Source organism: Flagellimonas spongiicola, from assembly GCF_023502425.1.
GTDB classification, from domain to species: Bacteria; Bacteroidota; Bacteroidia; order Flavobacteriales; family Flavobacteriaceae; genus Flagellimonas; species Flagellimonas spongiicola.
This window is the reverse complement of the sequence record NZ_JAMFMA010000004.1, coordinates 143255-168080: the sequence shown is the minus strand read 5'-3', so window position 1 is coordinate 168080 and position 24826 is coordinate 143255. Positions and strand designations below refer to the sequence as shown.

Annotated in this window: 15 protein-coding genes and 1 tRNA gene; 6 read left to right on the top strand and 10 right to left on the bottom strand. The window is 38.3% G+C overall.

Annotated elements, in window-relative coordinates; all coding sequences use genetic code 11:
• Nucleotides 1-219 precede the first annotated feature (219 nt).
• From M3P19_RS15575 to M3P19_RS15555, 5 genes are all read right to left on the bottom strand, one after another.
• Nucleotides 220-705, bottom strand: coding sequence for a hypothetical protein (locus M3P19_RS15575; RefSeq protein ID WP_249658618.1), 486 nt, complete (start codon nucleotides 703-705; stop codon nucleotides 220-222).
• A complete protein-coding gene (locus M3P19_RS15570; RefSeq protein ID WP_249658617.1) occupies nucleotides 693-6734 on the bottom strand; it encodes a DUF6443 domain-containing protein in 6042 nt (2013 codons plus the stop codon). The genes M3P19_RS15575 and M3P19_RS15570 overlap by 13 nt, the downstream gene beginning before the upstream one ends.
• A 61-nt stretch (nucleotides 6735-6795) precedes the next feature.
• Nucleotides 6796-10248 (bottom strand): hypothetical protein, encoded by a 3453-nt coding sequence (locus M3P19_RS15565; RefSeq protein ID WP_249658616.1) that lies wholly within the window; start codon nucleotides 10246-10248, stop codon nucleotides 6796-6798.
• Nucleotides 10249-10272: 24 nt separating this feature from the next.
• The gene (locus tag M3P19_RS15560; protein ID WP_249658615.1) at nucleotides 10273-11676 is read right to left on the bottom strand and encodes a fibronectin type III domain-containing protein; all 1404 of its coding nucleotides are present in this window, start codon (nucleotides 11674-11676) and stop codon (nucleotides 10273-10275) included.
• A 22-nt stretch (nucleotides 11677-11698) separates the two neighbouring features.
• Entirely contained in the window at nucleotides 11699-12820 is a 1122-nt protein-coding gene (locus tag M3P19_RS15555) for a fibronectin type III domain-containing protein (RefSeq protein ID WP_249658614.1), read from the bottom strand.
• A 294-nt stretch (nucleotides 12821-13114) separates the two neighbouring features.
• On the opposite strand from M3P19_RS15555, the gene M3P19_RS15550 reads away from it, so the two are divergent.
• Genes M3P19_RS15550 through M3P19_RS15525 form a run of 6 tightly spaced genes read left to right on the top strand, consistent with a single transcriptional unit; the run spans nucleotide 13115 to nucleotide 19290 of the window.
• On the top strand, nucleotides 13115-13528 hold the full coding sequence (locus M3P19_RS15550) for a general secretion pathway protein GspG (RefSeq protein WP_249658613.1): 414 nt from the start codon (nucleotides 13115-13117) through the stop codon (nucleotides 13526-13528).
• Nucleotides 13528-14010: a hypothetical protein gene (locus M3P19_RS15545; RefSeq protein ID WP_249658612.1), complete on the top strand. Its 483-nt coding sequence runs from the start codon at nucleotides 13528-13530 to the stop codon at nucleotides 14008-14010. The genes M3P19_RS15550 and M3P19_RS15545 overlap by 1 nt, the downstream gene beginning before the upstream one ends.
• On the top strand, nucleotides 14011-15423 hold the full coding sequence (locus M3P19_RS15540) for a GspE/PulE family protein (RefSeq protein WP_249658611.1): 1413 nt from the start codon (nucleotides 14011-14013) through the stop codon (nucleotides 15421-15423).
• Nucleotides 15424-15426: 3 nt separating this feature from the next.
• Nucleotides 15427-17598: a type II secretion system protein GspD gene (locus M3P19_RS15535; RefSeq protein ID WP_249658610.1), complete on the top strand. Its 2172-nt coding sequence runs from the start codon at nucleotides 15427-15429 to the stop codon at nucleotides 17596-17598.
• Nucleotides 17598-18791 carry a hypothetical protein gene (locus M3P19_RS15530; protein ID WP_249658609.1) on the top strand — a complete coding sequence of 398 codons (1194 nt, stop codon included), beginning with the start codon at nucleotides 17598-17600 and terminating at the stop codon, nucleotides 18789-18791. The genes M3P19_RS15535 and M3P19_RS15530 overlap by 1 nt, the downstream gene beginning before the upstream one ends.
• Nucleotides 18778-19290 carry a hypothetical protein gene (locus M3P19_RS15525; protein ID WP_249658608.1) on the top strand — a complete coding sequence of 171 codons (513 nt, stop codon included), beginning with the start codon at nucleotides 18778-18780 and terminating at the stop codon, nucleotides 19288-19290. The genes M3P19_RS15530 and M3P19_RS15525 overlap by 14 nt, the downstream gene beginning before the upstream one ends.
• A 504-nt stretch (nucleotides 19291-19794) precedes the next feature.
• Here M3P19_RS15525 and M3P19_RS15520 read toward each other — a convergent pair.
• From M3P19_RS15520 to M3P19_RS15500, 5 genes are all read right to left on the bottom strand, one after another.
• Nucleotides 19795-20535, bottom strand: coding sequence for a hypothetical protein (locus tag M3P19_RS15520; protein ID WP_249658607.1), 741 nt, complete (start codon nucleotides 20533-20535; stop codon nucleotides 19795-19797).
• Between the two features lie 75 nt (nucleotides 20536-20610).
• Nucleotides 20611-21747: a tyrosine-type recombinase/integrase gene (locus M3P19_RS15515; RefSeq protein ID WP_249658606.1), complete on the bottom strand. Its 1137-nt coding sequence runs from the start codon at nucleotides 21745-21747 to the stop codon at nucleotides 20611-20613.
• A 135-nt stretch (nucleotides 21748-21882) separates the two neighbouring features.
• Nucleotides 21883-21956: transfer RNA gene (locus M3P19_RS15510), tRNA-Arg, on the bottom strand.
• Nucleotides 21957-22166: 210 nt separating this feature from the next.
• Nucleotides 22167-23261 (bottom strand): serine hydrolase domain-containing protein, encoded by a 1095-nt coding sequence (locus M3P19_RS15505; protein WP_249658605.1) that lies wholly within the window; start codon nucleotides 23259-23261, stop codon nucleotides 22167-22169.
• The gene (locus tag M3P19_RS15500) at nucleotides 23261-24697 is read right to left on the bottom strand and encodes a S41 family peptidase (RefSeq protein ID WP_249658604.1); all 1437 of its coding nucleotides are present in this window, start codon (nucleotides 24695-24697) and stop codon (nucleotides 23261-23263) included. Before M3P19_RS15500 ends, M3P19_RS15505 begins: the two co-directional genes overlap by 1 nt.
• Nucleotides 24698-24826: the final 129 nt, after the last annotated feature.

The window sequence follows — 24826 nt, the reverse complement described above, 5'->3', positions numbered from 1 at the left end:
CAATTATTTAACTAAGTCTCCCCCGCTAACGCAAGATTGTATCTTGTGGTAAATTCCTTCATAAAACTTCAAACTTAGTCCAAAAAACAAATCGCTAAAGTATTTTCTCAAAAGATTCATTATTTCCATTACTCCAAAAAAAAAACAGCAGCCCAAAAAGAACTGCTGTTGTTGGTTTTTAATACCACTAGTTGGAAACTGGCACTTGCGTGGGACTTTTTATTCCATCGCTAATTTAGGACCTTTATGGATTTCAGAACTAACGATCTTCTTTTTAAAAATTGCCACTCTTTCCCTGGTATCAAATTTATGTATCAAAACATCATTCCAGCGAATTCCCCTATTTATTGAGTCACCTTTTAATGATTTATAATTAACAATTTCATATTTTCCTAAAAAAAGGCTTTTTATTAAGACACTTGTCTCTTTTATTTTGAGGTCTTCGTGGAATACAATAAAATCAAATCCGTAAATGTTAAATTCAAACTTGTCAGAATCCAACCAAAGATTAAGAATTACATCTGTTTTAAGGCTAATAAAATGCTTTTGTTTGGATAACAGATAATCTAAAACTTCGACATCATCACTTAAGTTACTATATTCTTGCAATAAAAGGTTTAGAGCAATGACAAACTCCGTTGTCTCTAAGTTATTCTTGATTTGTATCGAGACTTCCTTAATTAATATTTCTTTTATTGAGCCCATCTATAAAAGTATTTCCATTTTCCAGGATTTAAATACAAGTGATAATTAAATCTTCCCACTTTCTGAATATTCATGTGTGTCGCGAAAATAGATTTTCCTACGCCTGTATTATAAATAGGAGAGCGTGCTCCCCTTTCAAGTCGAATAATAAAATTACTGGATTTATTTCTTATTCCAAGTTGAAATGTCAAATTCCCTCCTCTACTTCTACTAAATCCTTTAGCAAGGAATTGTAAATTACTAGAATAGCTTGCAGGACGCGTCAAAATCGAACCTAAGGCGAGTCTACTTATTGAAAGTGCTCCAATAAAAATTGGAGAACTGAAATTCATTTCCCCTGTAAAACCTGACCGAGCGAATGCTCTACGGCTATTATTTCCATGCTTCAAACCATTCCCATAGGATAACAAGAAATCGTAGAATCCATCTACTGTTGATCTGGTAGACATGAAGCTTAGATAAGTGTCATAATAGCCTTGTATTTCCATCATGCCATTGTCCCAACCACCTATATATCTGGAAAGGTTCTCGGCAACAGGTTTAATAATGCGAGCATATTCATTTGAGCCATACCAACCAGCTTTGGATCCAAAGACTCCTCCAGCATGGTAATACTCGGTAACGGTGTGTGAATCTTGCCCCATTTCAGATCTTAAAGGAACCTCGGTAATTCGCTTTTGTCCTTCCTTAGGAGGATCCTGATATCCTCCAAGTTCAGTTTGAATTTTTCTAAATAAATTTTGTGCCGCTTTACCCTTGTATTTTCCTGTTTTAACTGTTACTGCTGCTCCACTTGGATCCGCCCAATAAACAGGATTATTTTCGTAACCATTATAAGTGGATTTAGAATGATGGGTTATTGGGTCTATTGTTGTCCACCTAGCAATCATTGGATCATAATTACGCAATGGCATCTCATATAGATTAAGTCCTAAACTTTCTTCAAGTTCAATACCATTAAATTTCCACTTTTGTGCCACGTCATTACCCATAGCGATGTCCCCGCCATTAATACCTCCTTTTTGTTGTAACCCAAAGGGATAATAGTGACTTTCCTCTACAATCACCAAATCGGCAGGATCCGAGCTAAGTTGATTGCTATCCATATAACTCAACCGAACATTGCCCAAATGATCCTTATATTGGTAGATGTATTCAAAATCCCCAGCAGTATTTGGTCTACTATACCCTTCAGCATGGTTCTTAAACTGCAATTGGGTATTTTGGTAAACATAATTTCCTGCATATTCCGTAACTGTGGTTCCTATAGTTCCCGCACTTAAGGTTTTTTTCAATTTTGTACCTGTTGCATCATAAATATAGGAAATAGTACCCGTATGATCCGAGTTATTTACTTCAACCAATGTAGGAAGGTTTAAATAATTGTAGGTAATGTTGGTGACTCCCTTGTTGTCATCCTTGGTCATGTTCCCATTGTCGTCATAGTAATACTCCGTGGTCTGCTCCACACGGTCTACAAACCCTTGGGTACTGCTTGCCAAAGAGTCATCGTCTACAGCCTGGAGCTGGTTGGCACTATAGGAATAGGTAAGGTCGTCCATTAAACCAAATTGGTCAGCCAAAGCGTTAATATGTCCTTTACGTTTAAGTTTACCAATATTCCCATTTTTATCGTAGCCTACCCAATCTAAATTATAGTTGGTATCACTACTAATTGCGCTGGTAATACGATTTAGGGCATCATAGGTGTAATCATATCGTTTTAAGCCTTTGTCCGTATTATCCGTGCGCCACTGGGTACTGGAAATATTTCCGTTGTACAGAGGGTTAACACCACCATTGTAAACAATGTTATAATTAAACAGCTTATCCGGGGTGGTGTTGGTCACATCATTGATGTCCGTTAACCAGCCTCTTACATTGTAGCGGTAATCCACGGTTTGTAATCCTTGGGCACTATTAAAATCCGTTGCAGAGTCACCCCCTACTTTTTTGGATTCCAGTTGTCCCATTTCATCAAATTGGTTAAAAACAATCAGCTCTTGATTGCCTCCATCTACATTGGCATTTGGATCTATTTTAAAAACCCCTCCGGTCACCACAACAGCTTGATTGCTACTAGGCGAGGTGATCATTATTCTTTCTGTGGCCACAACACCTTGTGTTACCAAAGGATCATCCACAACCACAATGGCGTCTACCGGTGTTCCTCCACAACCATAACCAAGATTTTCATCGCCAATACATTGCGATTGCCTAAGCATACGTCCGGTATGGTCATAGGTAAAGTTGTCTATGGTGACAATAGTAGTGCTGTTTTTGGTATGCGAACTACGCACGCTAAGTGGTCTGCCTACAAAATCCAAATTACTTTCCACTACATCCTGAGTTTGCAAATACGTATTTTCGCTATACACATAAATAGGTCGTGCCTTGCTATCGTATTTGGTCATTGTGGTGATCCAATCACTGGTTTCCAAAACCTTTACCCTGCTACCCGTGGGCATACCAGTGGTTCGGTTGTCAATTGCGGTCCCAAATACGGCCGTTGGTACTGCTGGGAAATTCTGTGGTACCCAATCGTATTTGTCATAATAATTTACCGTAAGTACCTCCACAAGATCCACCAACCTACCTGGCAAACTATTATTTGGGTAAGCCTCATTACCGTAAAAAATGGAAACCGCCTCCGTAAAGTCGGCATTGGCATCTGTAGTTTGGTAATGCTCCCAAGCTTGTTGCAAATTATCCACTTCTGTTTGGATACTCTGACGGCTTTGTCCTTCTGCACTACTTGCCTTTCCGGTATAGACTACCCTACCATAAGCATCGTATTTGGTGAACAACCATTCATCTGAGGTTGCTTCTTTTGACCGTTGATTGGGATCCTGGGTAAGGATGGGCTGGTCTAACCTGTTGTAAACGATGTACTCCCAATCTTTGCCTGGTAATCTTTTTTCAATCAAACGGTTTCTATGGTCGTATATGTATTGATATCCCAACCCATTTAGATTGGTGTTGATGGCCGCCAAGGTAGCTGTAGTAGCATCCATTTTGGGCGGCAACACAAAGGTAAGGTTGCCATAATCATCATATACATAGTAGGTATCATATGCAATTTCCGTTTCACCGGCATCAATGGCTCCGTTGTTGTTCAAATCTGTATCGGAATAAGATCGTTTTAAAACAATCACACCGGTCTTATCGGAATACTCCTCTACACTATGATTTTTTCCGGTTGTGTGGTTTTCATCATAGGTAACGTTTTTGCGCAACTGATTAGGTGCATAAAACTCATTACTGCCATTCTCATCCAAAGTCAACTGGGTTCCATTGGTCAGATCCACTTCAAATCTTCGTACTTCATTGGCGCCATTGGCTTGGTAGCTGAATTCAATCTCATGACCAGCATCCATAGCCCAATCGCTACCGGGAGCTGCCTGTCGCTCCACACGATTTAGCGGTGAATTCTCAAACTCCTTTTCTGAAAAGGGGTTTTGCGTATTTTGGTATTTTGGTTTAAAGTAGTAATCCAAAACCCCTTGTTTTGGGTCTGATTTTTGTTGTCCAAACGTGCCTGTTGCGGCGGCATAAGGCAACCATTCATTTACTACTCTACCATAACCATCATATTCTGAGAAACTGACAAGGTCTTTTTTAACACCGCTCACTTCTGCTGCCTGTTCTAAGCCTATCTGTTGTGATGGGCGACCAAGATCATCAAAGTATGAAATATTTTGTATCAGGTCTGCATTGGAGGTAAACCTTGGTGTTTGCGTTGTGGCCGCCGTCTGGTAACTTCTGGTGTAGACGTAGTTAGGACCATTATCCTGCACCAAGCCGCATAAATTTTCCATATCCGTAAGACCAGGACAAAGATCATCTCTATTACGCACCCATAAACCTGCTGGTTTCTCACATTGCACCACATAATTGGTTGGATCTCCAAAACCATCGTTATCTGTATCTGCATACCATTTCCCTGATTTAAAAAGTGGATCGGTATCATCACAATCTATACCGGAGTGTGGTCCTGATTTGTATTTATCCTCATCAGCGGTTCCCAGTCCTGGGTTAACACATGAGTTCTGAACTGATCCTTCAAGGGCAAAATTATCATCATCGCCGTCAAAAAACCATGATTGAGCGGCAATTACATTGGCGTCATCATCATCACAGTCATCCAAAGGATAGGCAATGCTGGAATCTGGAAACAAAACCCAAGCTCCGCTTGTATCCGGAGGGTCACATGAATAGGCAAAACCACTCTGAGGGCCATGCATGTCCCCATCAGCATCTTTTATCCACAACGAACCTGGGTTCAAGTCGGAATTATTGTCATTGCAATCCCCTCCCGCAGTAACTTCATTTTGGGTAACATATACCGTTGGATTGGGATTTGTGCAAGCTTGCACCGTATGTTCCCAATATTCATCGCGGTCCTGATCGGCATAGAAAGTGAACAAAGAACTTACAGTAATTGGTAAATCAAAGTCCTTGGTTTGACACCCATTATCTGCTTGTGCCGTTAAAGTGGCAGTACCACTATAATTGGGATCCCAAACAACTAACCCAGTATTTGCATTGATACTCGTAACTGCGTTCGCTGGGTTTATAGACCACGTAAAAGTTGTTGTTGTAAATGAAGCTGAATTATCTAGAACAGCATCATAATCATCAGTACCCGTGCCCATGCACCTACTTGAAGGACCGCCTGTTACCGTAATGTTTCCTATTAATGGCAAAACATTCAGCGTAATCTGCTTTGTTGTTGCCACACCACATTCGTTTTGGCCATCCACAGTATAGGTAGTAGTTCCTACAGGTGGGGTAAACAGATTCGTTGCCGTACCTATATCCCCAGTGCTCCAAACTGGATTTGATAAACCGGTGATGGTTAAGGATAAATCTGTATTGGGACAAATGTCTTCTGTTCCTGCACTTGAGGTAATGGTTGCAGCCATAGGAACCTTCTCTACAACAGTGACGCTGTTTGTTGTTACAGGGTTACATATTCCGCCTTGGTATGATGCTACTACATGATATGTTGCTCCTGGTGTAATGTCTGAACTCCAAGTGATAATTCCACCATTGGAAGTTCTATCTTGCCCAACATCCGTACTTCCTCTTTTTAATTGATATCTTACATCGGGTTGAGAATTATTGAGCACAATTTGGCCAGATGCTCCTGAGCAGACTTCCTGAGTGCTAGGTGTAAGGGTATATGACTGAATTTCAGGCGTAACCGTTACCGTAACGGTTCTTTTAGCGCTTTCACAACTATCAATGGTTGCCGATACTTTATATGTTTTATCGGCCGTTAAGACACCGGTACCGTAATTTGCACCTTCAAACAAAAAGTTATCATTAGAGTCATACCATTTAATTGTAGCACCACTAACAACAGAAGCTGTTAAGAACGTAGATGTATTTTCACAAATAGTGACATCGCTTGCCGTGGGCATAGACGTATTGTCCTGTAGACTAACGTACACAGACGCTGATCCCGAGCTCCAAGCACCTGTAGTCGTATTACGTGCGCGAATATAATAATCACCACTTCCTTCATCGGCTACAAAAGTTGCACCAAATCCCTTGGTAGTGTCAAAACCATCGTTTTTACCTTGCCAATACCAGCGTACATTTGATGGTGGTGTTCCGCTCCTTGTCAAAACCGCCCTATTACAATCTTTTGAGGTAATTGTTGGGCTACCAGGATTCGGTGGTGGCGGATTATTAACACTCACTGAATAGTCTTGAACATTAAATGTTTGACCAAAGGAATTGGTTACGGTAGCGTCTACAAATGATAACACCGCAGTATTAAATGTTATGGAGGCACCAAACGTACCGGAAGAATTTATAGTACCGTTACTGGAAGTACTCCAGCTAATATTGGTAATTGTACCACTAGCACCATTGCTCTGGATGGTATAAAATCCAGAATTCCCAACCGTCAAAGATGACGGTCCAGATATGCTATATTGTGCATTGACCTTGACTGCGCAAAACAAAAGCACTATAGCAACAAGGCATTTTTTTATAAGATTTAGATTATTATTACTCATAATCATGGGGTTATATTATTGAGTTTTCTTAAGTTTTATGAATTAATGAAGCGCTTCGTCCTTAGTTTGACGCGGACAATCTGACATTAATGTTTCCGGAAATTTGATTGCCATTGGCATCATACAGGTATATCCTAATCGGTTTCAACCCGTATACTTCATCATTCGCGTAACTATAGGTGAAATTTGATGGAGACCCATTTCCAAATTGTATGTTACCATCACCATACATTATCTCCCACCGTGAAACAGTGAAAGCGCCACTAATACTATAACCAATAGTGAAGTTTTGGTTTCTTATAAGACTGTAATTGCTAGTTGAAAGGGTAACTTCACCATCGCAATTTTCCAAACAATCTGTGGTTTCGTAGGTTTGATTGTATTCGTAATCTTCATAAAGAAAATCGTTTTCATCCCTTACCTGTTTTAACCTTTCTCGATCATCATAAGCATAAGTAGTACTATAATTGCGCTGGTCGGTGGTTTCTACCACACCAATAGAAGGATCAAACAGATATGAGACTATCTGGGATTGTGCATAGTCTGAATGGTTTCGGATTTTATCAATTTCGGCTTTGATTGCGGCCTTTGAACTTTTTGTATCGTTTATAACTGCATAATCAACAATAGACTCAATAGATGCCGCTGTTTCCGAAACATTGGTTATTTGCGCTATAGGATACTTGCCTTCATAACCCCAAATCATATGGGTCCAAGGTCCATTATCCTTTCTAAACTTTATAGGATTCCCGATTTCATCATACTGATCAAACTCTATTCTATTTTCTATTTGATCAAGAGGGGCATCGTTTTTCTGAAAACCTATCAGCGAAGGTTGTAAAATTCCATTCTTATATTCAAAAGAGGTCAACTCATGACTTAAAAGATTCCCATCGTAGTAGTTTCTTGTATATACTGGTGTTGCAATTCTATTATCAGTCACCAGGTCAGCCATACCAAATCTACTGCCTACACCTAGATAGGTATCATAAGGATAGTAATATTCACTTCGTATTTCGTCACCCTTGGAATTGGTAGTGGTAGTAGAGGTTAATTGTGGCTTGGCATTATACAAGTTAAAAGTTCTAGTCTCTAACGAAGTGCCATTTTCTAAGTAATCCGTTGTGGTAGAGTTATCTAAAACCCAGTAAGATCTTTTAGTCCGGTAAGGAAATCTATCGTAAGGCGTGTTATATTGAAGTGGTATTCCAGATCCTCCAATAGATCCTAAAAGGTATGCCGTTTGGTCCGAATAATAAATCTTGAGCCCATTAGTGCCATCAATGTAAAATTGATCATACACATTTACAACTACGCGTTTTGGTGTTGAATTGAAAACATTATCATAAAATTCTTGGGTTTTTATTTTGCCGTTTCCTTCTTCATAAATATCGGGCGGCGCATCAAATGCAAGGCTTCCCCCATATGTTGAATTTAGCTGCTGATTGGGCTCATTTATAAACTCAGTTATTACCTTCCCATTATTTTTTGCTACATCATTAGCATCTATAGTAGTTTCTTCAACAAAACTGTATCCCACATGATTACCCATGGCAGAATTGTTTCCATATGTCATATTACTGTTGGATACTACTAGACTCGTGGATAGGTTATTTCCATTAGAATCAAAACTCTCGGTTGGATAGAAATATACCAGACCGGTCATCAATTTTCCTGAGGACATCGGTATACTTGAATTTCCGAATCCATGATATCTATACGATTTTTTGAGTTTTAACTCATTGTTCTTATCACGATTTTCTATAGATTTAACACGTAAGCCACCAACCTTATAGGTTTTGGTATTCGAGTTAGAGGTGGAAGCAATTGGATTGTTGTCAAGGTCATTGATATTCTGTTCCAAATTCATTACTGTTTGTGCATCAATGGATATTGAAGAAGAATTATCTGAAATCTTTACGGTGTTACTTTCATATAAGAAATTAGTCGACCCTCCAGTAGGATAAATAATCTTATTTAAGGTACCTACACGCCCATATTCGAAGTTACTTCCCAAATTCCCTCCCGGTTGCCAATAACTTGAAGGAAATACATTGGAAGTGTTACATAAGCCATATAAGTAATCCGAACTCAACAATTGGGAAGGATATCTAAATATCTTTTGATTAGGATCTTCAGTTTCATTACCGTTATAAAATCCCCAAAAATCTATCGCAGTGGTTGTTTTTGAAGGCAACGAGTTTGGACTTTCATACTGAAAAACATATGCTTGGTTATCTACACTAATTCTGTCTAACTTTAAGCGCAAGTGATTGTCGGGATATTCGTCGCTGGTTTTATGAGAATTAAAATAAGTCTGTGTGAGTTTTGCTTTTTTGAAGACCTTACCTGCAGCTGAATAAAATTCTATTGATTCCAATCTTCTAGGACTCCTGTAGTTATGAGAATTAGTGCTTCCATAAATCAGACCTAGTGAGCTACTATGTTTTAATGGATCATAACCTGCTATATCTTGCCTATCTGAAACTTTAAAAACAATTCTTTCCCCAGTATTACCATTTACAATTTCTTTTAAATATTTATTTTCATGGATACTTCTGGAATATGTGTATTCTGGAAATAGCGAAGTCGTAGTGCTACTACCTGTTGTTCCGTTACACGTAATTAAAGTCCTGTTTTCGTGAACCTGTGTTGGACTTAAGGATAAATAAAATATATCATTGCTTGAATCAGAATCGGACAAAGTTTCGTCCCCGTAATAGGTAAATTTAAGTTCATGCCCATTAGGACTAATTATGCTAGAAACAAACCAACTAGTCAGGATAAATTTATCCCTAGAATTCGAATACCTACTATATTCTTCCATGGAGAAGTAGTCATTCACATGTTGGCCAGAGTCATGAATAGTGGAGGAATATTCTTTTTTAGTAAAATGATATTGAAAACCTTGGTCATCCTTTATCAAAAAATTTCGATTACCCTTATCAAAGGAGACATCAGCTTTACTTTCATTCAAAACCAATGCATTTATTACACCAGAAGAATCTTGCTTCAAAAGTTGAAACTTTACCGTTTCTCCCATTAAAGTAGCTGTAAAAATATCGGGTTGAGTATCTGTCACAAAATCTGTTAAGGATTCTACTTGTTCTTCAGTAATATTCTCAGGAATCTCATTCTCATAGCAGTATCCGTTATAAGCGTTTGAATTTTTGTCATTGCCAATATCACTTCTTTGGTTAATTTTTCTGCTTATGACAAACTGATTAGATAGTGACCACCCAAGCCCAACCCAAGTGGCTTCTTGATTAACTCGAATACCACCTGCATGGTAATTTAGTTTTATTGGTAAACTTCGACCATCAAAATCTAAGGAATGAATAGGAACTTCGATATTTGGGATACCAGTATACTGATTTAACGGAACCAAACCATGTCTCATAATTTCAGAGGCTATAGGTGTATTTGGTGTATATTCCTGTGCTTTATCGTATCCTTGACTCCAAATAAAAGTGGAAGACAAAATACTTAAAAGTCCAAATAGGATTTTTTTCATACTTACTGTATTTAGTATCATAAATTATTTTTTTGGTTGTCTAACCGTTTCGTGTAAAATCTTATGAATTAGAATTTTCTGTCTTTTAATTTCAGATTCAAGACGTATTGTATGTAATGTCAATTCTTCAATCTTCTCCAAGAGTCGCTTGTTCAGTTCACCAACCGCAATGCCTTCACGCTCTACTTTTTGTGCAGATGGCATGTTGGGGAGATGACCGTGTAACTGTATAAATGCTTTGATTTCATCCAAAGTCATTAAGTCATAATCGTCTTGGAAAACATAATCGGGCCATGACCCTGAGAGTTCTACACGTACTTCTTCGGCAAGTAGTTTACCATCAATAGCCATTTTATAGGCTGTAGGAACTGTTGTAGTTCCAACGCCTACTTGCCCAGCATAGCTGGCAACACTGGCATTTTCGGACCAAACGGAAGAGGAATTGCTCCCACCTCCACCAGAACCTGAATTGGTGGAAATTGTTACTGGGTTACTTGTCACACTTTCATTTCCTGCAGCATCCAAAGCTGATACCGTAAAATTGTATGAAGTAGAAGCGGTAAGTCCGGTTACTTGATAGTTAGCGACATTACCCAAAGTGGCTTCTAATCCAGCATCTTTAAAGACTTTGTAACCCGTAACACCAACGTTGTCGGCGGCACCGCTCCAAGAAAGGTCTATTGTAGTTTCACCTTGTCCTGTACTTACTAAACTAGGTGCGGTTGGCGCTTCAGTATCTGAACCAACAGGATTCAGTAATTCTGAAATTGTGGGTTCTGTACCATCGACCACATAAACGGTTGGGTCATACAAGAATAGTATTTCATTGGAATTTACACCTTCCCAATAGTGGGCTCTATGCCTGCTAGTAACGCTTGCGGCACTAAACTTATAGTCAGTAGCATCCATTACCTTGTTTCCAGTATTAGGATCGTATACTCCGCCTTGATGAGTTGTTCCGGTATAACCACTATGATGCATAAAACCAACATAGAGGTACCATTGTCCAAGATTGGGTACATTCCCGGCCTCAAAAATCGGATTTGATGATACCAATCCATTCAATCGCTGCGCTGTATCATTTCCACTGGATCCAAAGGCTTCAGCAGCAAAAATCTCAGAGCCTGATGCTCCTCCGATTTTTTTCATCCAGACAGTGAATCGATAGGTTTTGGTGTGGTCAATACTAAATGTATTCGTTTCCCAACCTCCACTTGATGTAGGTGTATCAGGTATTGCTTTCCAGATAATGGACTGGTTTCCAAATGGATCAGTGTCCAGCTCACGAACACTTTCATTAGCAGAGCCGTAGGCAGGAAAGCCTGCAACAGAGCCATTTCCTAGAGTCCAGGACGAGCTGTCAATTAGATTTTGACCGTAGGAGCCCATGACCCCAAAAAGGGTCACAAGCATTATTAAATATTTCATTGATTAGTTTTTGGAGAGCGAATTATTTCTTTAGTAATTCAAATTGGGATTTCAATGCTTCCAATTCTTTTGCAAATGAATTCTTCAGTGTAGTATTTTCAGCTTTGAGTTGAATTACATGAAGTGTCAATTCTTCAATTTTCTCCAGCAATAATTTGTTCATTTCCCCAACTTCCAAGCCATTTGTCGCTACTTCAACAGCTGAAGGAATGTTTGGCAAATGCCCATGAACTTCAATGTATGCTTTGATTTCTTCAAGGGTCAATAATTTGTAACCGGCTTGGAATACATAATCTGGCCATGAACCCGAGAGTTCCACCCTTACTTCTTCAGTGATAAGTTTACCATCAATGGCCATTTTGTATCCTGTGGGTACAGAAGAGACACCTACTCCAACTTGACCAGTATAACTAGCCGTGGCACTACTTTCCGTCCAAACAGAACTACCTCCACTTGCGGCGTCCGTAATCACTGTAAGTACGCTACTTGCAGGGCTTTCATTTCCATCACCATCCAAAGCCGTTACCGTGAAATCATAACTGGTTCCCGCAGAAAGCGATGTTACCTGATAGGTAGAAACATTTCCTAAAGTGGCATCTAAAACGCCGTCCTTAAAAACTTTATAACCAGTTACGGCTACATTATCTGTTGCTCCAGACCATGAAAGGTCTACCGTAGTTTGTGATTTAGCTGACGAAGTCACCGTCGGTGCCGTAGGAATAAGGGAGCTATCTATAAAAGTGATTGTAAAAGTATCAGTGGCTGTTACCGTACTGCTATTCAAGTACTCTATTGTAACATCTAAATCCCCAACAACTGGGTGCCAACCAAAATAATTCATTTCACCAGGTACATTACCATAATCTCCATTAACATCACCGTAGGCAGCAAAAGGAGCGGTCCATTCGGTTCGAGTGTGGCCGTTACTTAAGATAAATCTAACTCGTGTTACAGTTATGGAAGGTTCAGACTTGATGTTAAGTCCTCCGGCAGTATTTAAATCCCAGGTCACATTCCCGGTAATGGTTAGAATTTCTGCATCTGTGTCGGCATTGATGAGTTTAGCAACACCATTTTGAAGTTGACCATAGGAGGAACCTATGGCAAGTAAAAACAATACAATGTAGGCATGAATTTGTTTCATGGTTAAAGATTTGGGTTTATAAAAGTTAAGATTAATTGTAGGAAGTTTAGGCACTTCAGCCTCGATTACAAGCTGTTTATACATGCTAAGTAGGTTTTTTGATTTGGGTGAAATTTCATTTGGGATAAAATTTCGGTTGCAAGTATATCTCTTATTTCTGTATTTTATTGTAATATTTTTCTTTTTTCGATGTACTACACTATCTATTTTATTTTCTTACTTTTTATGTAGTCATATATAATAATCGTTTTCTTTTTCAGTTAATGGTAGAGCCGAATCAAGACAATCTACTTTATGTTAAAAAGGAAACTGACCCAAAAAGTTCCTGCGCTTAACTTACAGGAAACACTTATAGTACTTGCCATTATTGGTATTCTACTATTGTTGGCCCTACCTAACTTAATGCCACTGATTTCCAAGGCTAAAAGTATTGAGGCGCAAACACAGTTAAAGGCACTTTATAATTCACAGACCACCTATAGATACTTACATAGTAAGTACACTCTAGATATTAATGAACTGGATTTTGTAGCACCAAAAACAGTGGAAGAAAACGGCACTGCCAACTACCATTATGAAATTTTGGAAGCCTCAAATGCTACATTCAAAGCAAGAGCTGAAGCTATTACCGATTTTGATGGTGATGGTATTATGAATGTCTGGGAAATTGATGAAAACGGGAATCCAAAACAAACCATCAAGGACTAATGATTTTTCTACAACTTTTGGCCATGGCTAGCTTTGGTGTGATGGCTTTCCAAGATTTTAAGGAGAGAGCAGTAATGTGGATTCTGTTTCCGTTGGTAGCTGGATTGTTGGCTACGATTCATATTTGGCATATTGGGATGGAGTTTTTCTGGTTCTTTGCTTTAGCCAATATATTATTGGTAACCGCCGTCCTTTTAATTTTGTGGCTGTTCACCAAATATGTCTTCAAGAAAAAATTCTTGGATGTGAGTTTTGGACTCGGGGATATGTTGTTTTTCTATGCCTTGGCCCTGGGCTTCCCAACGTTGACCTTTATCATTCTTTTTGTTAGTGCATTGCTTTTTGCCCTTTTCTGCTTTAGTCTGCTACGCATTTTCAATAAAACGGATACGGTACCCTTGGCAGGATTGATGTCCATTTACCTTATTGGTGCCATGTGTATCAGCATTTTCACCAATTCCCCATCCCTCTATTTGATTTAAATGCGCAACAAAAGATTTCATATTCCTTCCGCAATTCAGCAAGCGATATCCGCAGAACAGGCTTTTCATTATCGGATAGTCCCAGTAGCGAAACATGGCAATGAATTGGTTTTAAAGACTGATAGTAGTTCTTTAAGCGAACTACTTGCAGAACTCAATATTGTCTTGGATTCCGAAGTGCAATTGGAGACTTGCAATAGTGAAGAACTACAACAATACCTGTCCACCAATTATAGGCAAAACAAATCCAAGGAAAGTGCTCGGCTGGATTATTCGGTCGATTTTTTGGAGAAGATACTGATTGAAGCCAAGTCCATAGGAAGTAGTGATATTCATTTTGAACCTTATGAGTCACGCTGCAGGGTACGATTTAGATTGGACGGTAAGCTTTTGGAATACTATTCCATTCCTAGTCAAGATTATCCCACCATGGTGAACAAGGTCAAAATAAAAGCCCATCTGGATATTGCCGAAAAAAGATTGCCGCAGGATGGTCGAATCACGATTAAATCTAACCATGGTGAATTTGATATCCGGGTATCTTCCTTACCGACTTTGCATGGAGAAAAATTAGTGCTCAGAATCTTGAGCAAGGACAGTGGAGCTGCTGAGCTTGAGGAGTTGGGTATGCTTCCCATCGAATTTAACCGATATCAGGAAGGAATCAAAAAACCCAATGGCATTGTATTGATCTCTGGTCCTACAGGTTCAGGTAAGACCACCACCTTATATGCAACATTAAAACAGCTTAATACCAGTCATAACAATATTCTCACCATCGAAGACCCTATTGAATATACCTTGGTAGGTATCAATCAGGTGCAGCTCAAAGAGAATATCGGACTTGATTTTTCTAGTTCCTTGCGCACGTTTTTAAGACAAGACCCAGATATCATCATGGTTGGGGAAATCCGGGATGTGAAAACTGCGAATATGGCAATTAGAGCGGCTTTGACCGGACATTTGGTGCTATCCACAATTCATACCAATTCTGCTTGGGCAACCGTGTCCAGATTAATAGATATGGGCGTACCTCCGTTTTTAATAGCCAGTACTTTGAACATGAGTGTAGCGCAGCGTTTGGTTAGAAAACTATGCAATCACTGCAAGCAGGAACAGGAATTGGATCGCACCGCTTTCCCAATGGATTTCGATATTCCAAAGGATTTAAAAACACATCATGTGGCAGCGGGTTGTAATCACTGTCATCATACTGGATATGAAGGAAGAAAAGCTATTTATGAGATTCTACCTATATCTAAAGATTTAACGCAATCCATTAAAGAGAACCAATTGGATTTAGAACATTATATGAATGATAATAACATTTCCACGCTAAAGGAAAATGCCATTGACTTGATTCGGCTAGGCATTACCTCGGTGGAAGAAGTTTATTCGCTGTTAAGCAATTGATCTATGAAGAAAAGTATTGTTCTAATTCTATTATTGTTTGTTTGCCTGGGGTTTGGTCAGCAATATGACCGCTTTCAAAACCTACAGAACCAACTGGAATTATTGGCGTTGGAGAATCCAGCTTACAACGAAACATTGAAGTTGGAAGTCAACGTCAATAACGTGGATTTACCTAATTTTTTGATAGCGGTGTCCAAAATGCATAAGCTTAACCTTAGCGTGGCCAATGACATTTCCAATATCAAAATTGTAAACAATTTTTCCAATGTTACTGTGTCAGAATTACTCTTGTTTTTATGCAAGGAATACGGGTTAACCATTGATTTTACCGGAAGTATTTTGGCCATCAAACGTTATGCGGCCCCTCCTCCAGAAAAAATTCAAAAGGCCTTCACTGTCCAAATGCATCCTACCACACAATTACTGTCCTTGGATATCAACGATATCCCTTTGGAGCAAGTTTTTCGAAAAATAATGGATGTAACCGGGAAAAACCTCCTCTATTCCAACAGTCTGAAAAGTCGTGCATTGAATATTTATCTGAACAATGTGCCAGTGGACATTGCAATGGAAAAAATTGCAGATTTGAATGCACTGACCCATTCCAAATCCAGAGATGGGTTTTATCTATTTGGTGAAATTGAAGGCGGAACAAGAGGTACCAATCTTACGCGGAGAAGCAGAAATGGAGCCAATTATGAGGTGTTGGATACCATCAATAAAATCTTGAATGTTGATTTCACCAATACTTCCATTGCACAGATAGTTGACAATCTAAGCCATGATCTTAAGTTGGATGTATACACTGCAACGCCATTGGAGCAGGCTGGGAGCGTCACCTTCAATGCTAAAAACATCTTTTTTGATGACTTGTTAGCCTATATTTTTGAGAGTAAGGTCAAGGGACAACCGATACCAGTACCACAAAACAATGCGAATAATGGCCGAAGAAATCCAACTAACACTAATCCTGTGGTCAGTAGGGATGGTGCTGTCAATTTCACCTTTAAAAAAGAAAACAACATTTATTTCTTTGGTACGGTAGATCAATTAAGTCTGCGAAAGGTTGAAATTATTCAAATGATGCACCGTTCTGTCGAATTAATGAGTGACCCTTCCAATTATTCAGGAGGCTACCGAACTGCAGGAAGAACCAATACAGGAAACGTAAATTACTATTCAAACGGACAAAATGGATTGGGCCAAGGTAATCAACGAGGCGGGTCTAATGGTCAGCGCAGTATCAATACGCGTGGTAGCGGGTTTGAGAATTACCAAAATGATACAGAAGCACTAGTGAACATTCTGCCCGAGGAGATCAAGGCGGATTTGGATATTAAAGTAGATTTTGAGCTCAATAGTTTCCTTGTAAGTGGTCCTTCAGCAAACATTGAACGATTTAAAAGTTTCATCCACGAGATAGACAAACCAATTCCCGTAGTTCTAATTGAGGTAATGATCATAGAGGTGCGTAAATCTTCCTTGGTGGAAACGGGAATTAGTTGGGGAATAGGCGATGAATCCGTAAAAACCAAAGGTGGAATATTTCCAACGACGGATCTAACATTAGGAGCAAAAACAGTAAATAAAGTGATTGGTGGATTCGATGGGTTCGGATCTTTCAATATTGGAAAAGTAGTTCCGGAATTTTTCGCGACAATAAAGGCAATGGAGGAAAATGGTAATATCAAAATCAGGTCTACGCCTAAGTTGTCCACTTTAAATGGGCATCGCGCCAATCTATCAATTGGTGAAACTACATATTATGTGATCACCAACCAGAATTTTTTCGGTTCCCAAGTACCAACTACTTCAGAAGTGCGAAATTATGCCCCAATCGATGCCGAACTTGGTGTTAGTATAAAACCATTGGTCTCTGGTGATGGTCAGGTTACGTTGGACATCAACGTCATCCAATCCGATTTCAGTGGTGAGCGAATAGAAGATGATGCACCTCCAGGGTTGACCTCCCGTGAATTTAGCTCCATCATCCGCATGCAAAATCAGGATTTGGCCATTCTAGGAGGTCTTGAGGAAAAAATCAAAAATGATTCAGGTAGTGGTGTCCCTTTTCTTTCAAGAGTACCCGTTGTTAAGTGGTTGTTTAGCAAGCGTAAGCGGGAAGACACCAAACAGAAATTGACCATTCTTATTAAACCTACAGTAATTTATTGATGCTGAAAGCCTGGTGGAAACATATTACAGTAGGTTCAGAATATCAAGGACTTGAAATATTTGAAGTAAACAACATGCTCCAATATTCATTCTTGACCGTAAAACAGAAAAAAAATGAACTGTTTGTCACTTCGAAAAAAACGCTTGCGACAACAGAAGAACTTGGCAAACTGATTGAGAAAAACAAAGTTCTTTTTCTAATCTTGAATACCTCCCAAGTGCTGGGTAAATCCATCCCCAACATCAATGAAATCAAACCTGAACAGGCTTTAATTGAAGCATACCCAAACTTGGAAATCGACAATTTTTATTATCAAGTAATACAGTTGGGAGATACTAAACGGGTTTCGATTTGTAAGAAGATATACTTTGATGAATTTGTTGCAGAATTGAATGCCAATGGAATCTTTCCTTCTGAAGTAGCACTTGGAATTTCCGCAGTGCAGAACATTACAGGGTACTTCACGGAAGAAGAAATTGAAGGTTCTAATTTCGTGCTCTCTGATTCCAGTTCGATTAAACCAAAAGAAGGCTACACGGAATCCTCGTTAAAATTTGGTGATATTGAATTGTCATCAAATTTCCTGTTGTCATTCGCGCAAATAGTAGGATATCTTGCCAATAGTAAAATAACCGGCAACCTTTCTACGCGCAATAACAAATGGCACAACGAATTTAAAAATCAAAGAGTTTTTCAACTAGGGTTACGGTTTTCACTGATTGTATTTCTTTCGGTACTTCTAATTAATTTTCTATTCTATAGTAGCTATCAAAGTAAACTCCAAGAGTCCGATATGGGTATTGGGGCTGAGCAAGAACTCCAACTTTTAACGACCATTGAAAATCGGGTCTCGCTAAAGGAAGAGAAGGTCAAACAGGCTTCCTTGAACGGAAATTCAAGAGCTTCCTTTTACTTGGATAAGATTGCTTTTGAAATTCCAAGTTCCATACAACTGGATGAATTGATTTATCAACCTACATTAAAACCTATTCGGGAAGGAAAACCTATTGAGTTAAATGAACAAGTGATTTCCATATCAGGGGAAACAAAGAACAAATCAGAATTCACTACATGGACCTCCAATCTGGGACAAAAAGATTGGATAGACAATGTCACTTATGAATCTTACGAATTCGTGAGTTCGAGCAAAGACCGATTCACTTTACTAATTTCCTTCCATGCAGTTGAATAGAAAGAACAAATACTTGATTTTTGGTGTATTGGCTATGTCGGTTGTTTGCTACCTATTCGCCATCAAAAATACGCTATTGCTTAGACAACAATTGGCCTTGAGTCAGGAGAAGGCAGAACGTCACGGGAATATCCAAAATCGATTGTCAGCCTTGACTCATAAAGAACAGCAATTGGATTTAGCTCTTACGGATTTGTATTTGGACAATGCATCTGTGCAAAACAATCTCCTGGATTATATCAATACCCAAAGTCTTGAGCTAAAGGTTAACGTTTTGGAATTGAATGCTCCACATATCAGCCAAGGCAATAACTCAACAACAACGACCCAGAGATTGAGAATAGAGGGGAGTTACGCAGCTATTTTAAAACTAATTAATTCCTTAGAATTCAAAGGCGTATTTGGCCGCATATCCCACGTGGATTTTGAAAAAACCAAAAACTTCCGCACTAGGAAAACAAGTTTGCAAGCTTCCATTTATTTGGAAACTATCCAGTAACAAGATTTTAAAAATGAAAAATTGTAAACTGAACATGCCAATATAACTATTGAAAATGAGAACCTTATCAACATCTTTTAGATAATACAGATAAGAGATAATGGCACTTAATAGAGAAAATGAACAATATATTTTTATAAAAATTAAAGAGCTAGAACTTTACATACTCCATCAAGATATAAAAATTGAAAACTCATTACTACTATTGAATAATTGATTCTGATATATAAAATTAATGTGTCCTAAAGGAGTTCAAGCATTTTTACCCCCCCCTCTTTTAAAAATTACTCTGAGTAAAATCTTGACTAAGTGGCGATGTTATAGTGTTTGCTTCATAGATGTTTGTACCCCCCTTCCCCAAGATTTTAACAAAAAATATTATATAACCAATGAATGAGCTCTACTTTTAATTTTTATTTTTTCTATTCTTATTATTCATTAATTGAGGTGATTTCTGCATTCTAGTTTGCAGGTTTCAGCAATACCAATGTAGATATCTACATTCTAAAAATAAGATTCCTTGTCGTTATGAAGTAATTGATTGTAAAAACCAAATACTGGAAATTTATCTTGCTGACTATCATAGCTAGAAAAGTTGTTCAAGATATGAGTTGTTTGATCTTTATCTTCCAAAAGATAGTCAACGAAAAGAGTAAAAGTTACATAAATCGTATCTAAACTGTACCTTTTCATTAGCCGACTTAGATTGTAAATAGTGCTTCCCGTGAAATCTAATTCAATGTTTAGTATCCGAACCTTGTTAAGATTAAGTTCATTAAATACCTCGCGTCTTTCATTGTATATAAAACTTAATTCGCGAATTAACTCTAATGTGTGTTCCTTCTCCTCAGTAGTCGTTAGTTTTTCGCTCTTAAAACTCAGGGTTCTAATATTTTGAATGTACGCAAATCGATATTCTTCTTTAACAAAATCTGAAACAATATTTTCAATAAAATCATATGACACTTGATAATGTGTGATATTCAGACTTCCTTTTTGCTCAATTTGTAAACCATAATCAAGGAACTTACCTTTTATTGTCTCAAGTCTAGTTCTCTTGATCCCTAACTCTTCGATAATTCGTTTGTTTTGGTAAAAGAAATAATTTCCTTCTCCAAAACACTTTTGTTTTACTATCAACCATTCGAAAAAGATTACTTCCTCTAAATTGACAAATGAGAAATCGTAGACTTTAAATTTTGAGAAATTAACCGCTAAGGGGTGTGTGTATTCAAATCGCCTCATATCACTTATTTTATTGTAAATTAAGTGTTTATGCTATGGTATTGAATTGCCATGCATAATTTTTTCAACATGATTTTAAACACTTATAATCCTCAAATGTGCGTCATCTTGTAATTTAAACGGGAAATCGTTTGTATATATACTTGTTGTTGTCCTTCGCTTATGTCCCACTATTTGAGCTGTTATTCGCTCATCAATCAAAAGCTGCTGAGCCCGGTCAATAAAGGTATATCTCGCAGATTTGGGTCTTAATTCAACACTTAATTGAAGTTTTCTACTTAAATCCCTCATCCTTCTTGAGAAATTACCTGAAAAGGTTTTATAATTATTTGCTTTGTATATGGGAACAAAAAAGGGAAAGCTGGAATCTTTGTAAATCTCTAAAACCTCTAAAGCTTCCTCAGGCAAGATATTATTGCATAACGTTTTTGATCTGCCTTTATCTCTATTAAATATAATCCTATTTGCGACTAAATGTCTATCATATCTTAATTTAGCAAGTACTTCAGGATCAATACCACCTAAATAGAACATTAATAACCAATAATTACGATAATGACAAAACCCACTGAAACCATCACTGTTCGGTAAATCAACTTGAGTAAGTTTAACTAAATCCTCCTCCGTAGCAACTGTTTTTATGGTTTCAGGTATTTCAGTTACAATACCCTTGAATGGATTAGGTTTATCAGACAACTTATTCCAAAGAGCTTTCAGGGATCTAATGTAACTATCCACACCAGAAGGTTTATTTCCTTGTTTTAACAAAGCATTTCTGAAATCGACAACTATTTTATTAGAAACATTATTGAATGTTGAATAGGGATAAAACTTATTGAATCTCCGCATAGCACTCCAATCGGTTCCTCGATAACCCTTATCAAAAATGGCCATGGCGGAATCATAAAATGAATCCTTGTTTACATTGAAAATCCATTCTTTAATCTCAGGAAACGGCATTTGTCGTTCGTTATATATCAAAAGGACTTCTCCAATTCGTTTATTAAGAGTAAGCAAGAAATCAAGTAACTGATAATATTGTGGGTGTTTCGAATTAGGCCTTGCCAGTTTATTATTCCATTGTTTTATTTTGGAGTAATAGCCTGTTCTCCATAATCTATCCTTGTAATTGTGCGAGATATAAACAACTATTGGAAAACCATCATTGGTTTCATAGGACTTTTTGGTACTAAGTTTTATAGATATTTTCATGTGCTAAAAAGTCCGGAATAAGTCCGGAATTAATTCGCTTAAAGCCATTATTAAGCGAAATAAGTACACATAAAAAATAATAATAATTAGGTCATAAAACAACAAAACCCCAGAATTACTGGGGTTTAAGGGTAGTGATCGCGGAAGGATTCGAACCTTCGACCGTCTGCTTAGAAGGCAGATGCTCTATCCAGCTGAGCTACGCGACCTATTTAGCGGGTGCAAATATACAATTAACCTGAAATAATTTCCAACAAAAATAGGGCAATTGCAAAAGAACTTTACAAATTGCCCCATTGGGTGTTACAAAACAATAAAATCCGCGAACCACTCGGGCTAATTATACTACACACTGCGGTAGGAGCAATTCATGGAAATCACGAAGTAACACCTGTTTACCGATGCTACCAATTCCCTAACTATCCTTGTGCAGTCGGTGTTATTCGCAATCGCCGCATCACCTCTGATGCCGTAGGCGGGTCATAGTTGGACATAATAATCACCAACAAATCTTTTTCCATATCATAGTTCACCGTCGAATTTATGCCATAACTCCCGCCGCGTACGGAATAAAATTTTGGTCGGATTGTTCCATCCCTAAAATGATTCAAAACCCTTGCGGTAGATTCTTTTGATAGCAATCGATTTGATGTTAAGGACTCAACAAAGTTCCGCATATCGTCCAAGGTTGAATACCCGCCACCTGCCGCTGTACCATGGAGCGGCATACGGTCTGTAATGCTGAATTTAAAAGGTTTGTTCTGTCCCGAATCAGGCCCACCTATGGATTCGCCATTCTTGTATTTTGAATAACCGATGGCCCTATTTTCTACTTTTGCATACTTTGTAAAGGCATCCGTATTAGACATATTTGCCTTTTGGTAAATGTGTTCTCTGACGTAGTCAAAATAGTTTTGACCCGATACGCGTTGCACAACTATTCCCAACAATTCATAACCGCTATTACTATATGCACGTATTGTACCTGGTTTTGAGTTAAGCGGATATTCATTGATGATGGGCAAATAATCCTCCATGGAATTCAACTCGTTTCTTTTTGCCCAAAACAGTTCCGAATCCCAATAAGAACCCAACCCGGATTTCATTTCCAAAAGCTGCATGATTGTAATTTCGTCCGCCATATCCGCATTAAGTTCAGGTATGTATGTTACCACCTTATCACTTAGCTTCAGTTTACCGGCATCTACCAATTGCATCACGGAAACTGCAGTAAATGCTTTGTTAATGGACCCTAGATTGATTTTGGTATTCGTGTTGTTTTTAATGGATTTTTCAACATTGGCCATCCCATAGGCTTCACGCATTAGTTCCTTGCCTTTATGAACCACCAATACCGTTCCTGAGAACAATTTGACAGCTTCTTGTTGTTTTAAAAAAGAATGGGCTGCTTCTATACTTTCAAAAGGTATTGCCGGTTTTTGTGGTCTCGTTTGTGCACATGATAATTGTACCAATAGCCCCACAAACAGCGTAAATATTACTTTTTGTATCATTATCTACTGGTATTTGTTGCCTGTTTTTTCTTTGGATAGTAATCCCAGATGATGTTGATGATCTTCCATTCATCATTAAGTCTTGCCAAGTGGATGTATTCAATCCATTCCATTTTCCCAGGGTATCCCGTAGCTACCCTTACACTTGCTGAATTATGGAAAATATCTAAAATCTCAACTTGATTAACTTGATTTTCCTTTTCCAGCACTCGCTTTTTCTGAAGCATAGCAGTCAACTGTTCATTACTCATATCTTCAAAGAAAACTCCAGGAGTTCCGCGTTTTCTGGACAAGCCTCGTTTCGCAAGTGAAGGATGTAAGTATTTGAACATTTCTTCTGTTTTATTTTCAAAAAAGTTCTCCAAATAGCCCAGTACAGTACGCTTGATTGCGCCAAGATCACCGCGCTTTGGTGTAACTTCTGGTTTGCCTACTTTTTTAATCAGGGATTTGTATTCTCCGATTTTGTTTGGATTTTCTTTACCCAACTTCTCATAAAGTGAGATTTGTGCTTGGTGCAAAGCATTGCTCGCAGGAGTAATTAAATTGGGCTGTACCCCTACTCCCTGAAACTGCTTTCCGTTGGGGGTTATGGAGTTTCTAATTGAAACCGATACATCAAACAAATCTCCTACTGGAAAGAAATTGTTGGAACGGCCACCCCCAGCACTTGGCATACCAACTACAGTGATACGATTATGCTGTTGTAGGTAAAACGCAAACCCTTCTGCAGCAGAGCCGGTGCGATCACTGACTAAAACATATACTTCCTTATCGTTATTGTACGTACCATAAGGCGTCTTAAAAGAATGCAGCTCTTGCTTGCCTTCCCTGCTATGGTATGTTGTTAAATGAATCGGCTCATCAACAAATCCGCCTGCTAAATAGGCTAGGGATTCACCGGAACCTCCCGGACATTGCCGCACATCTATGATCAATGCATCTGCAGTTTTGCTGAGTTCCAAATATTCATCAATTGAATTTTTCACGTATTCCAGAGGACCGAACATAGGAATATTCAGGTAAGCAATATTGCCTTCTAACATTTTGTAGGTCAATAAGTTTTTAAAAATAGCTGGATCGGGATTCACCCGCATCATTTGCCTAGATGGGGTTGCATTTACTTTAGAATCATTGCTTTTTGCCACCAAATACAGATGGTAATCGTTACTTAATTCCCTCAGATCATTACTGACTTTTTCGGCAAATTCTTCTGGAGTCGGAATAGCAACATAATCCCCCGATTTATGTCTCTCCATTAACCCAGCAATAACCTTGCTTCTTACCTCGGGTACAATGTAATTCTCTTCAATGTGTTTTATAATCTCTTCTATTGAATCATCGATTACTTTTTTTGTGAATTCCTGGCCTGCAAGTGTGGTACATCCAACAAAGAGTAACCAACTCAGAACAAGACAAGTTCTAAACTGTTTCATTTTTTGATTTTTTGATTTGGAACAAATGAACTGGATCATATAATCGAACTCAAAACAATTATGCATAACTAGCATGTTCAAGGCTGAAATCCGCAATTTTTGATTTCAAGCAGTTTAAAGAAGATTTTG